Source organism: Streptomyces sp. 150FB (assembly GCF_000818195.1).
Lineage (GTDB): Bacteria > Actinomycetota > Actinomycetes > Streptomycetales > Streptomycetaceae > Streptomyces.
In genome coordinates this window covers 8,716,613-8,728,651 of sequence record NZ_JTHL01000001.1, presented here as the reverse complement: position 1 = coordinate 8,728,651, position 12,039 = coordinate 8,716,613, and the positions used below count along the sequence as shown (strand labels likewise).

The following is a 12,039-nucleotide window of genomic DNA, read 5'->3' as shown; positions in this document are numbered from 1 at the left end:
GTCACGCGGAGGCTGCGGTGCCCCTCGGAGAGCATCACCACATCGACGCTAGCAGGAATATAGCCTATAGCGTACAGGCCAAGTGGACCTTCAGTAAGGATGCGTTACGCCACGGCAGCAGACGCCTGCAGCCGTGGTGGCCCTGCTGCGGCCCAAGACCCCGCGGCTGGTCGAGGCCCTGGTCGAGGACATCTCCGAAGCCCTCGACGAGCAGAGCGTCGTCGTGCCCGGCACCGAGGCCGCCTCGCTGATCGTCCCCAGCCTCGCCGGCTCGCTCAGCTCCGTGCTGCCCGGCAAGCGGCGGTTGGTCATCCTCCGAACGCCGTCCGGAGCTCGTCAAGTGCCCTGATCGCAGCTTTTCCCAAGGTTTCCCCAAGACCCTCCCGGCATGGTGGGCATCAGCCGGATGCAACCGGGATCGGACAACCGTCCATCCCCCCGGCCTTGGTCGAAGTGACAAGGAGAGACACACATGCGCGCACGGATGTTGCTCACCGGCATAACCCTCGGGGCCACCATTCTGGTGGGTGGCGCAGCCACCGCACAGGCGGCCCCCGCGGCGCCCGCCCGGACGAACACGGCAGTGGCCGCGGCCGGGCACTGGGAGAATCTCGGCACCTACTCCGAGTCGGCTTGCTACGACCTGGTGGCGTCCTACGCCGGCCCCGCCTACTGCACCTCGGTCTTCGGCGGGTACGCGCTCATAGTGTGGGTTGAGTAACCCCTTCGTCTCCGGCCCGGCTCGCGAAGCACACCCGTCCGCGGGCTGAACAGGGCCCGTCGTGACGGTCGCAAGCCGGATCCCGCAGTTGGTGTTTCTTCTGCCGTGTGGGGCTCGGTGTGGGGCGGATTCCGGTTGCGGTGAGGTGGAGTCGCTGTCCGTTCTGGACGGTGATGAGGGGGAGGGGCGGGCTGTCGGGGGACGGTCCTGGAGTTGTCCGTGGACGCGGGCTGGGCGTATGGGGGAGCGCGCCCAGCGGGGAGGCAGGTCTGGCATCGGCGGTGGGCCGCGCTGTCGTGGACTTCGACCGCGGTCGCGGTTTCGTCCGATGCCGGTTTCGTCCGATGCCGATGCCGATACCGATGTCGCGGATGAGCGCGGCAGGCCGACGGGGGGCGGTCTGCCGCGCGCCGGGGCTCCGGCCGCGGAGCGCCTCGCACCGCGGCCGCCACGGACGTGGACGCGTGCGGCGCGGTGACGGACCGGGCCGTCCCGGGGGCGGACCTCAGCCGTCGCCGGGTCGCCCGGTCACCTCCGTCGTCGTCCTCGCCTCCAGCTTGGTCCTGAGCCGTTCGACGTCCTTCTCACGGTGCTGGGCCCGGTAGAGGCCGGTGGCCCGCTCCCAGCTCTCGCGGGCCTCGTCGTGCCGGCCGAGGCCGAGGTGGACGTCGCCCAGGTTGGCCAGGGTGTTGGCTTCCTCGTAGGTGTTGCCGAGGTCGTGGAACAGCTCACGGGCGTGCCCGTAGTGGACAAGCGCCTCGACGTGGCGGCCGGCGGCGTGGGCGATGTAGCCGAGGCTGTCGAGGGTGCAGGCCTCTCCGTCGCGGAAGCCGCGCCGGCGGTGGATGGCGAGGCCTTCCTCGCAGTGGGCCAGAGCTTGTTCGTAGTCGCCCAGACGGGCCTCGTACCACCCCACCCCGTTGACGGCGTTCGCCACCATGAGCGGGTCGTCGCCCATGCGGTGCAGACGCAGCGCGTGCCGGACGTGCGACAGAGCCTGCCGGTCGTCGCCCTGACGGGCCCAGGCCCAGGCGACGACGTCGTGGACGCGTGCCTGTTCGCCGGCGTCGCCGGCCTCCTCCGCCGAGCGCAGGGCCAGGCGGGCGTGTTCGAGTGCGTTGTCGTGCTCCCCGGCTCTGGCGCAGGCATGGGCCAGACGCCGGTGCGCCCATGCCCGTACGGATACGTCGTGGAGCCGCTCGGCCGCGGCGAGGCCCGTGCGCCACAGCGCCATGTGGTCGTGCAGGCGGCCCTGCCGCCACATGAAGCCGTCGAGGACCCGGGCGAGTTGCCACGCGGGGACGTCCCACTCCTGGTCGACGGCGAGCCGTTGTGCGGCGAGCAGGCAGACGTGCTCCGTACGGAACCAGGCCATGACCGCGCTCTGGTCGGGCAGTGTCAGGGCCGCCGAGCCGTCGGCCGGCCGGCCGAGCTCCAGGGAGTGATGGCTGAACGGGCCCAGGACGCGGTCACCGCTGTACGCCGTGTGCAGGTAGAAGTCCGTGACGCGCCGCAGAGCCTGACGGCGGGACTCCTCCGGCTGGTCCTCCCCGGCGCGTTCGGCGGCGAACAGGCGGACGAGATCGTGCAGTTGATAGCGGCCCGGTACCGGTTGCCGCACCAGGTGCACGGTCTCCAGCTCTCGCAGTACCGCGCGGGTGGCTCCGGCCGGTCTCGCGATGAGGCTGCCGGCCGCCGCCAGCCCGATCTCGGGGCCCGGGGCCAGCCCCAGCAGCCTGAACACCTCCGCGCTCTCCGCGGCGAGAGCGCGGTACGAGACGGTGAAGACCGCGCGTACGTTGGCCGCGAGATCGCCCGCGTCCAGCGCGTCCAGCCGCGCCGACTGGTCCGCGAGTTCTTCGGCCAGCACGGCCAGCGGGAAACGCGGGTGGGCTGCCGCGCGGGCTCCCACGACGCTGATCGCCAGAGGCAGCCCCGCGCAGTGGTCCAGCAGGGCGGTGACGGCCTCGGGCTCGGCAGCCGCGCGCTCCTCGCCCACATGAAGGCCCAGCAGCTCGCGGGCCTTGGGACCGGTCAGTCCGTCGAGCGTCATGATCCCGGCTCCGTGTGCGGTCGCCAGACCTGTGAGCCGTCGGCGGCTGGTGACCAGCACCGCGCATGTGGCGCTGCCCGGCAGCAGGGTGGCCGCCTGGTCGGCGTCGGCCGCGTTGTCGAGCACGATCAGCATCCGCCGGTTGGCGACCAGACTGCGGTAGAGCCCGGTCTGCGCCTGCGGATCCACCGGCATGGCGCCGGGTTCCACCCCCAGGGCGTCGAGGAAGCCCCGTACGGCCACGGCGGGCGCGACGGGCTCGTTGGAGGGATCGAAACCGCGCAGGTCGACGTAGAGCTGTCCGTCCGGGAATCGATCGAGGTTCTCGTACGCCCAGTGCACGGCCAGCCAGGTCTTGCCGATTCCGCCGCTGCCGCCTATCGCGGAAATGGTCATCCCGCCGCCCAGCTCACCGGGGAGGTCAAGGGTTTTCGTGAGTTCAGCGAGTTGTTGATCCCGGCCGGTGAACCACCGCGGCGAGGCGGGGAGCTGGCGAGGCACCAGGACGGACGGACCCGTCGGTGGACCGGCCGGCGGGATGGGCCGGGGCCCGGCCGTCGCGCCGCGTCCGGGTACGGCCAGCGCCGGGTCACCGGTGAGGATCTGCTGGTGAAGCCGGAGCAGCGGTGCCCCTGGATCGATACCGAGCTGACCGGCCAGGATCCGCCGCGTCCGCCCGTAGTGGGACAGCGCGTCGGCGGAACGCCCCTCCCGGTACAGGGTGAGCATGAGCTGACCGGCCAGCCGCTCGTCCAGCGGATGTTCCTCGGTGCGGGCGACGAGGCCGGGCAGCAGCCCCGCCTGCCGCCCGCACCGCAGCGCTATGTCGTTGCTGTCCAGCTCGGCCGAGAACCGCTCGCGCTCCAGAGTCTGGCCCAGGTCACGGAACCACGGGCTGTCGACGGTGGCGAACGCTTCCCCCCGCCACAGCCCCAGCGCCTGTTTCAGCAGCACTGCCGCCCGCTCGTCACCGTCGGCACGGGCCCGGACGACCAGAGCGCGGAACTGGTGCAGATCCACCGTTTCCGGATCGGTCTCCAGGACGTAGCCGCCGGACCGTCGCACGATCCGGACGCCTCCGGCGGCGGCCAGCGCCCCGCGCAGACGGGACAGATAGCCGTACAGCGTTCCCTTGGTGCCCCCGCTCGCACGCTCTCCCCACACACGGTCGACGAGCTGGTCGACCGGCACGGTGCGATTGGCATCCACGAGCAGTGCCGCCAGCACACAACGCTGCCGAGTGTGGCCCATATCCGCCGGTAGGCCGTTCACGCAGGCCTCTATCGTGCCGAGTAATCGGAATCCCACAACCACGCCGCCCCACCCCCAGTGTGAAGCTCAAACTAGTCCGTGCGTGGTGGGAACGGAACGTGTTCTGCCCATCCGGTCCTGGAACCCTTCCAGGACCGACGGTTCCCGGGACAGCGCGAACACCCCGGAAAAACAGGTCGGTTGAGACCCCCGCACCGCATCAGAGAGACGTTCAGGAGTCCTCAGCCGCGGTACGTCTCCAGCAGCCGCAGCCAGATCTCGCTGATCGTCGGGTACGAGGGCACCGCGTGCCACAGGCGGTCGATCGGGACCTCGCCCACCACCGCGATCGTGGCCGAGTGCAGCATCTCGCCGACGCCCGATCCTACGAAGGTGACCCCGCGCAGCGTTTCGCTGTCCAGGTCGACGATCATGCGGGCGCGGCCGGTGTAGCCGTCCGCGTACAGGGACGAGCCCGCCACACCGGCGAGGTCGTAGTCGACCGCCCGTACGTTGTGGCCCGCCGCCTGGGCCTCGTGGAGGGTGAGGCCCACCGAGGCGACCTCGGGGTCCGTGAAGACGACCTGCGGGACTGCCGCGTGGTCCGCGGTCGCCACGTGGGCGCCCCAGCGGTCGGTCTCCAGCAGCGGAACGCCCTGGGCCCTGGCCGCGATCGCCGCTCCGGCCATCCTCGCCTGGTACTTGCCCTGGTGGGTGAGGAGGGCGCGGTGGTTGACGTCCCCGACCGCGTACAGCCAGTCGCTGTCCGGGACGCGGCAGGTGTCGTCCACCTCCAGCCAGGCGCCGTTCTTGAGGCCCACCGTCTCCATGCCGAGGTCGTCGGTGCGCGGGGCGCGGCCGGTGGCGAAGAGGATCTCGTCCGCCTCCAGGCGCTCGCCGCCCTCCAGGACGGCGGTGAGCGGCCCCGTACCGCCCGGGCGCTCGACCGAGGCGACGGAGACGCCCGTACGGATCGTGGCGCCCGCCTCCCTCAGCGCGTCCGCCACGAGTTCGCCGGCGAAGGGCTCCATCTTGGGCAGCAGGCCGCCGCCCCGGATCAGCAGGGTGACCTCCGAGCCCAGCGCGCGCCAGGCCGTGGCCATCTCAACGCCGACCACTCCCCCGCCGACGACCAGCAGCCGCCCGGGGACCTCCTGGGAGCTGGTCGCCTCGCGGCTCGTCCACGGCTTGGCTTCGGCCAGCCCCGGCAGGTCGGGCACGACGGCCCGGCTGCCCGTGCACACGGCGACGGCGTGGCGCGCGGTGAGGACGGTTTCCTCGCCGTCGGCGCCGGTCACGGTGACCTGCTTGGGCCCCGAGAGCCGGCCACGGCCCCGGTGGATGTCGGCTCCGATACCCTCGATCCACTGGACCTGGCCGTCGTCCTTCCAGTGCGAGGTGAAGTAATCACGGTTGGCGAGAACGGCCGCCGTGTCCAGCGGGCCCTGCACCGCCGCCCGCAGCCCGGGAACGCGGCGGGCCTCCGCGCGTGCGATCACCGGGCGCAGCAGCGCCTTGCTGGGCATGCAGGCCCAGTACGAGCACTCACCGCCGACCAGCTCACTCTCCACCACCGCGGTGCTCAGACCGGCCGCTCTGGTCCGGTCGGCGACGTTCTCCCCCACCGGTCCGGCACCCAGCACCACAACGTCGTACTCCATCGCTTGCGTCATGGTCACAGTCTTGTCCGCGTCACGCCGCATGGCTACACGATCTTCGGGAATGGGCGTGGGATACGGGTCTGGAATACGGCGGCGGTGTGTGCCGTTGTGCCAGGCGGCTTCACCACCTGAGAGCAGGAAGAGGTAGCAGGCAATGGCCACTGTGGAACTCACCAAGGAGAACTTCGACCAGACGGTGTCGGAGAACGACTTCATTCTGATCGACTTCTGGGCTTCCTGGTGCGGTCCGTGCCGCCAGTTCGCCCCGGTCTACGACGCGGCTTCGGAGCGCCACGACGACCTGGTCTTCGCCAAGGTCGACACGGAGGCGCAGCAGGAGCTGGCCGCCGCCTTCGAGATCCGGTCGATCCCGACGCTGATGATCGTCCGCGACAATGTCGCTGTTTTCTCCCAGCCGGGTGCGCTGCCGGAGACCGCCCTGGAGGACGTGATCGGCCAGGCGCGCGCGCTGGACATGGACGAGGTACGGAAGTCGGTCGCCGAGGCGGACGCCAACAACGCCTCGGGTGCCGCCGAGGCCTGAGCGCCCGCCCCGGCGGATCCCGCTGTGCGGGTAGGGACGGCTCAGAAGGCGTGGCCCGCGGGTTCGCGCCGTACGGTCGTCCACCGCAGCTCCGTGAACGCCTCCAGGTTGGCGTCGCCGCCGAACCGCGCTCCGGTTCCCGAGGCGGCGATGCCGCCGAAGGGGGCAACAGCCTCGTCGTTGACCGTCTGGTCGTTGATGTGGGCGACACCGGTGGGGATACGGTCGGCGAGTTCGAGCCCGAGGGCCGTGTCCCTGGTGACGATGCCCAGGGAGAGCCCGTACGGGCCGTGGGACGCGAGAGCGGCGGCCTCGTCGAGCGTGTCGAACGACCGGACGGGCGCGACAGGGCCGAAGACCTCCTGCGCGTAGGCGGGTGTGTCGTCGTCGACGCCCGTGAGCACGGTGGGACGGTAGAAGAGGTCGCTGTACGTGCCGCCGGCGGCGATCACCGCGCCCTGTGCCGTGCTCGCCTCCACCAGTGCGTGCACCTTGGAGAGCTGGCCGGAGTCGATGAGGGGTCCGAGGTGGACCTGCTCCCTGAACGGGTCGCCGACGGCCATCGCCTCCGCCTTGGCCGCGAGCCGTTCGACGTACTCCTCGAAGAGCGAGGCATGCACGAGATGGCGTCCGGTGGCCATGCAGATCTGGCCCTGGTGGAAGAACGATCCCCATGAGGCCTGTGCGACGGCGCCCTCGATGTCGGCGTCCGCCAGGACGATCAGCGCGGAGTTGCCGCCCAGTTCCAGATGGGCCCGCTTGAGGGCCCGGCCTGCCGCCTCGCCGACCGCGCGCCCCGCCGCCGTCGAGCCGGTGAAGGAGATCACCGGCACCCGGGCGTCGGCGACGAGCGCCTGTCCGGTCTCCGCGCCCCCGGGCAGTACGTGCAGCAGCCGCTCGGGCAGGCCCGCTTCCGCGAAGAGCGCCGCGAGCGCGAGGCCGCCGCAGACCGCCGTACGCGGATCGGGCTTGAGGAGGACGGCGTTGCCGAGGGCCAGCGCCGGGGCGACGGACCTGATGGAGAGGATCAGCGGCGCGTTGAACGGCGCGACGACCCCGACGACACCGACCGGGACGCGCCGCGTGTACGAGAGCCGCTGCTCCTCGGTGGGCAGCGTCTGTCCGGTGGGGCGGGAGGCGAGGGCGGCGGCCTCGTAGCACTCCTGGGCCGCCACATGGAGTTCGAAGTCGGCCTTGCCGGGTATCGATCCCGACTCGCGTACCAGCCATTCCCGCAGCTCGTCCGCGTGCGCGGCGAACAGGTCGCCGGCGCGGCGCAGGACAGCGGCGCGTACGAAGTGCGGGGCGCGCGACCAGTCCCGCCACGCCGCGTCGGCCGCCTCAGCGGCGGCCTCGACGTCGTCGGGCGAGGCGAGTGTGACGGTGCCGAGCCGGTCGCCGGTGGCGGGCTCCACGACCTCGTACCCGCCCCCGGAGAGCCCCCCGGGCTGCCATGTCTTCGGATCGATCAGGGACAACGGGTTCTCCGGTCGTTCGGCGCTGGCGAGTTGGCGCCCGGCCTGGACCATGTCCCGTGCGGTATCGGAGAGTTCGTACGTACGGCCTGCGGCCGCCGCGACCCACAGCCGGGCGGCCCCGAGTCTCTGCCCGGCGCCGTCCGGTGTCAACGGTCCTGGACGGTACGGCGATCGCCGCCGTACCGCCCCGCCCCGCTTCCTGCCGGGGTCAGCCGGCCTGTGGCTCCACGACCCGTACGGACAGGCCGTAGTCCAGCTCGTCCCCGTCGATCAGCACCGCCTCCACCGTGCGCGTCTCGGGGTCGATGTCCGCCTCCATGCCGTTGCCCGCGTAGCGGGGGTAACCGGAGGCGCCGAGCTTGCCGGTGAACTCGACAACGGCCGAGCGCAGCGCGTTCGCCGGCGGGGGCGGTCCTGCGTCGCGGCCCTCGGCGAACTCGGCCACAAGAAGGATCTCAAAACTCTGCGGAACACTAGTCATACGGGTGACGCTAACCATCCCGCGCCCGGCGCGCACGCCGCCCCGCTCCCCGCGTACTCCGGCTGCCCGGGAAAACGGCCTGACGGCATGTCGGGAGACCCGCCCCACGGGCCTTCCGACGGACGTTCTAACGTCTTGCGGATGACCCACTCACCCATAGCCCCTGACCACGCCGGCGAAGACTTCCCCGGACGCAACGGCCCCACCGCCACCACCGAGGCCGAGCCCCGCGAAGTGGGCAAGGTCCACACGTCGTACGCACCCGCCCACGACGGCGATCCCGACCCCGGCGAGATCGTCTGGACGTGGGTGCCCTATGAGGAGAACGACGGGCGTGGCAAGGACCGCCCGGTCCTCGTGGTCGCCCGTGAGCCCGCCGGCACGCTGCTCGCCGTCCAGCTCTCCAGCAAGGAGCACAACCAGGACCGCGACTGGGTGCCGATCGGCGTCGGGCCCTGGGACCGCGCGGGCCGCGACTCGTGGGTGGCCATCGACCGGGTGATGAGGCTCCACGAGGAGGGCATGCGGCGCGAGGCGTGCGCGCTCGACCGGGGGCGTTTCAACCTGGTCGTGAACCGCCTCAAGGAGCGTTACGGCTGGGCCTGAACCGGCTGTTGGGCCCTGAGCCGGCTCCTGGGAACCGGCTCCTGGGCCGGCCAGGCTCGGGATCTCATCCCGGCTGTACTCGCCGAACACCCCCGTCTCCGCTGTGGATACGGGGGTGTCCGGCTTCACACGCCGGCCGGTCAGGTCAGTTGGCCACCTCGACCAGACGTACCGGACCGAGCAGCCCCGAGGGCATGGGATCCCACTTCTCGGGAGGGGTCGTGCGCCAGCTCATGTAGAAGTTGGGGTCGTACTGCCCCTTCAGGGCGAGGTCGCGCACCCGGTTCGCCGCGAGGTTCGTCACCTCCAGTTCGAGCACGTTCTCCCCGTCCCGCAGCGCGTTCCCCAGCGGGATACGGAAGGGCAGGGCCCAAACGGTCCCCACCGCACGGCCGTTGAGCCGGACCCGGGCGCTCTCCCGTACGTCACCGAGGTCGAGCACCCAACTCGCCCCGTGCCCGGCGTCCTTGGGCGCCGTGAACTTCAGCGTGTAACGGGCCGTGCCCGAGAAGGCCGCTTCCCGCTCGCCCAGGTCGGTCCACGAGGCGAGAGAGGTCAGCCGGCGCGACGGGGGCAGTTCGGGGCCGCCGTCGAGAAAGGCCAGCGTCCAGGGCCCGTTGAGGGTCTGTTCCCTGCCGGTGGGGACGTGCGCGGGGTACGCGGGGGCGTGCGGCCGTTCGCGGTCGAAGGTCCGCAGGATCAGCGACTCGCCGGGGTCGAGGCGCAGCCGCACCTGGACGGCGCCGTGCCGGGTACGGGTCTCGGCGAGGCCCTGTACGTCCCGCAGCGGGTCGAGGACGCCGACCGAGGCCGGGGCCGAGCCGAGGCTCCACCAGCCGTCGATCCGCTTCGCGGTGACGTTGGCGAGGAAGTAGTGCAGTCCGCCGTCGTGGCGCCGCCGCAGCACCCGCAGCCCGGAGTCGGCGATCGGCTCGCGTACGGCCGAGGCGTCGGCCAGCGCACCGTCGGGACCGTCCGCGCTCGCGCTCACCACCACCCGTCCGGCGCCCACCCGGTGGACGCCCGCGTGGCCGGCCACCGGGTGCGCCCGGAACGCGTCGAGCAGCGCCGACAGCCGGGACCTGCGCCGGTCGAGGTCGGCGAGACCGGGCACATCGGCGGGCACGTCACCGACGAAGACGACCGTCGCGCCCGCCGCCGCCAGGTCGTGCAGTTTCTGGACGGTGTCGAGGGGCATGAGCCGCGCGCCCGGGACCACGACGACCGCGTAGCGGCCGTGGCTGTTCGTCACGCCGGAGGCGCTGCCGCGGAATCCGGCGAGCTGCCGGTCCGACACCCAGTCGAACTGCCAGCCCCGCTCCTCCAGTCCGGTGGCGACGTCACCCGCGCCTGACGGGTGCTCGTACATCCAGGGCAGGCCCTGCCACTTGTAGTCCGGTGTCAGCTCGATGTCCTCGGCGCTGTCCCCGAGACCGCCGTCGGGCTGTGCCCACAGGTCGTGCTGCGGCCAGTAGACCAGCACGTCGTTGCCGTGCGTGCCGCTCTGGAGCACCGACTGGCAGCGGGTGATGTATCCGGTGAGTTCGGGCAGGTCGTGCCAGAGCGGATTGGTGTGCTTCAGCTCTGTGCCCGCGTAGAAGGAGTATCCCGGCCAGGGCGCGTTGTCCGGCTGGTAGGCCGATCCGTGGAACACGAGGTGGTTGATGCCCGCGGCGAACAGCACGTCCACCGTGGGCTTCGCCTGCGACAGCGACACGTGGTAGTGCTCGTCGCGCCAGGTCAGGGTCTCGGCGCCGACGAGCGGCTTGCCCTGGTGGTGCGCCGGTGACGAGGCGAGCCGCCACACCAGCGACTTCGGCGGTTCGGCGGGCCCGGCGCCCTCCCGGAGTCCGGGGATCGGGATGACCTCGCCGCCGAGGTACTCGGTCTCGGGGATGTCGGCGGCCCCGTAGATGTCGAGCAGGTTCGCCGGTGACCCGTGGGCCTGGTTGCGGACGAGCCATCCCCGCTCCGCGCTCCAGTCGGTGAACGGCTGGGCGAACCGCTCCAGGAACAGGTCGGAGAACGTCTCCCGCACATCGGACAGCACCCGCCCGCGCACCTCTGCCGTACCCGCGCCGTCGAAGACCTCCGGCAGGTGGGGTACGAGGTCGTAGCCGCGCATCCGCGCGAACTCGGCGACGGCGGCGTGCGTCCAGTCGGTCCGTTCGAGTTCGAACGAGTCGTGGAACAGCGAACGTATCCCCCGGGGGCCTTCACCGACCGCGCTGCCGAAGTGGTCGAGGTGGTGCTGTACGGAGTCCGCGTCGAAGTAGTCGACCATCAGCCCCTTGCCGCCGGGGCCCGCCCGCTCGACCCGCTTGAGCACCAGACCGCTGAAGACGCCCGTAAGCCGCCACTGGCCGGCCGGCGCCGTCCAGTCCAGGGTCCCGTCGGCGCCCACCCGCCCGGTGAGGTCGACCGTCTCGCCGCTGCCGGTCTCCCGGGCGACCAGCGCGGCCAGCGGCGGCTCGGGCAGCGGCTGCATCGGCGGGCGCAGGTCCGGGCGGGACAGCTTCTCCTCGTCGACGAGTCCGGGATGGGGCGGCTGGACCGTGCGTACGGGTACGTCGAGCCGTCCGCCCCCGGCGAGGTCCCACTGCTCGGTCAGGGCGCGCCCGGCGCTGATCTCCGGGGTGATCCAGGGGCCGCCGAAGGTCCAGCCGGAGCCGGTCGTCAGATCGACGCCGAGTCCGAGGTCGCCCGCGTGTCGTGTGGTGGCGTCGAGCGCGTCGAGCCATCCGGCGCTCAGATACGGGAGGATCGCGTCCTCGTCGCCCTGGGATTCGTAGATCGGCTGAATCTCCACCCCGCCGAGCCCTGCCTCGGCGAACCGCTGGAGGTGGCTGCGCAGCCCCTGCTCGGTGACGGCGCTGCCGAGCCACCACCAGCGGGTCCAGGGACGCATCTCATGGCTGATCGCACCCCAGCCGAGGCCCCCTGGGCCGGCGGCGGACGCCGGCGCCACGGCTTCCGCCGAGGTCGCGGCGGCGACCACCGCCCCGGGGGCGAGTACGGAGGCGGTCAGTACGACCGATCCTCGCAGGACGTCTCGGCGGCGGATCATGGCCCAACTCCTCAGTGGCAAGGCAGTCCGGCCGGGCGGCGGACGACGGCATGACGGCATGCCGAAGTGCGCCGCCGATCCGCCAACTACGGGGGGATCCGGGCGAGACCGCGATTGAAGAAGATCGTCGGTCGACAGTCGAGCACAGGAAATGAAACGTTACAAGAGTCGTGCGAG

At 71.7% G+C, this 12,039-nt stretch carries 9 protein-coding genes; 4 read left to right on the top strand and 5 right to left on the bottom strand.

Annotated elements, in window-relative coordinates; genetic code table 11:
* The first annotated feature begins 133 nt into the window (after positions 1 to 133).
* Both QR77_RS37495 and QR77_RS37490 read left to right on the top strand, forming a co-directional pair.
* Positions 134 to 349: a hypothetical protein gene (locus QR77_RS37495; RefSeq protein ID WP_040026443.1), complete on the top strand. Its 216-nt coding sequence runs from the start codon at positions 134 to 136 to the stop codon at positions 347 to 349.
* 123 nt (positions 350 to 472) lie between these two features.
* Complete coding sequence (locus QR77_RS37490) at positions 473 to 721, top strand: hypothetical protein (RefSeq protein WP_040026441.1); 249 nt, start codon at positions 473 to 475, stop codon at positions 719 to 721.
* 505 nt (positions 722 to 1,226) lie between these two features.
* On the opposite strand, the gene QR77_RS37485 is transcribed toward QR77_RS37490, so the two are convergent.
* Together QR77_RS37485 and QR77_RS37480 are read right to left on the bottom strand one after the other, a co-directional pair.
* Positions 1,227 to 4,046, bottom strand: coding sequence for a BTAD domain-containing putative transcriptional regulator (locus QR77_RS37485; protein WP_236710967.1), 2,820 nt, complete (start codon positions 4,044 to 4,046; stop codon positions 1,227 to 1,229).
* A 221-nt stretch (positions 4,047 to 4,267) separates the two neighbouring features.
* Positions 4,268 to 5,698, bottom strand: coding sequence for an NAD(P)/FAD-dependent oxidoreductase (locus QR77_RS37480; RefSeq protein WP_173476403.1), 1,431 nt, complete (start codon positions 5,696 to 5,698; stop codon positions 4,268 to 4,270).
* Between the two features lie 142 nt (positions 5,699 to 5,840).
* Between QR77_RS37480 and trxA the strand changes: the two genes are divergently transcribed.
* Positions 5,841 to 6,230: a thioredoxin gene (trxA, locus tag QR77_RS37475; RefSeq protein WP_040026439.1), complete on the top strand. Its 390-nt coding sequence runs from the start codon at positions 5,841 to 5,843 to the stop codon at positions 6,228 to 6,230.
* Positions 6,231 to 6,271: 41 nt separating this feature from the next.
* Here the strand turns inward: trxA and QR77_RS37470 are convergent, their stop codons facing one another.
* Both QR77_RS37470 and QR77_RS37465 read right to left on the bottom strand, forming a co-directional pair.
* Complete coding sequence (locus tag QR77_RS37470) at positions 6,272 to 7,708, bottom strand: aldehyde dehydrogenase family protein (protein WP_040029333.1); 1,437 nt, start codon at positions 7,706 to 7,708, stop codon at positions 6,272 to 6,274.
* Between the two features lie 208 nt (positions 7,709 to 7,916).
* Positions 7,917 to 8,189, bottom strand: a complete 273-nt coding sequence (locus tag QR77_RS37465; RefSeq protein WP_052489357.1) for a hypothetical protein — start codon at positions 8,187 to 8,189, stop codon at positions 7,917 to 7,919.
* 141 nt (positions 8,190 to 8,330) lie between these two features.
* Here QR77_RS37465 and QR77_RS37460 point away from each other — a divergent pair, with 141 nt between their 5' ends.
* Positions 8,331 to 8,795 carry a type II toxin-antitoxin system PemK/MazF family toxin gene (locus QR77_RS37460; protein WP_052489356.1) on the top strand — a complete coding sequence of 155 codons (465 nt, stop codon included), beginning with the start codon at positions 8,331 to 8,333 and terminating at the stop codon, positions 8,793 to 8,795.
* Between the two features lie 145 nt (positions 8,796 to 8,940).
* Here QR77_RS37460 and QR77_RS37455 read toward each other — a convergent pair whose 3' ends face one another.
* Complete coding sequence (locus QR77_RS37455; RefSeq protein ID WP_040026437.1) at positions 8,941 to 11,862, bottom strand: glycosyl hydrolase; 2,922 nt, start codon at positions 11,860 to 11,862, stop codon at positions 8,941 to 8,943.
* Between the last annotated feature and the right edge of the window lie 177 nt (positions 11,863 to 12,039).

Excerpts from the sequence above, each read along its gene's own strand:
- QR77_RS37490 (WP_040026441.1), top strand. The coding sequence starts at position 473 with ATGCGCGCACGGATGTTGCTCACCGGCATAACCCTCGGGGCCACCATT.
- QR77_RS37480 (WP_173476403.1), bottom strand. The coding sequence starts at position 5,698 with ATGACGCAAGCGATGGAGTACGACGTTGTGGTGCTGGGTGCCGGACCG.
- trxA (WP_040026439.1), top strand. The coding sequence starts at position 5,841 with ATGGCCACTGTGGAACTCACCAAGGAGAACTTCGACCAGACGGTGTCG.
- QR77_RS37465 (WP_052489357.1), bottom strand. The coding sequence starts at position 8,189 with ATGACTAGTGTTCCGCAGAGTTTTGAGATCCTTCTTGTGGCCGAGTTC.
- QR77_RS37460 (WP_052489356.1), top strand. The coding sequence starts at position 8,331 with ATGACCCACTCACCCATAGCCCCTGACCACGCCGGCGAAGACTTCCCC.
- QR77_RS37455 (WP_040026437.1), bottom strand. The coding sequence starts at position 11,862 with ATGATCCGCCGCCGAGACGTCCTGCGAGGATCGGTCGTACTGACCGCC.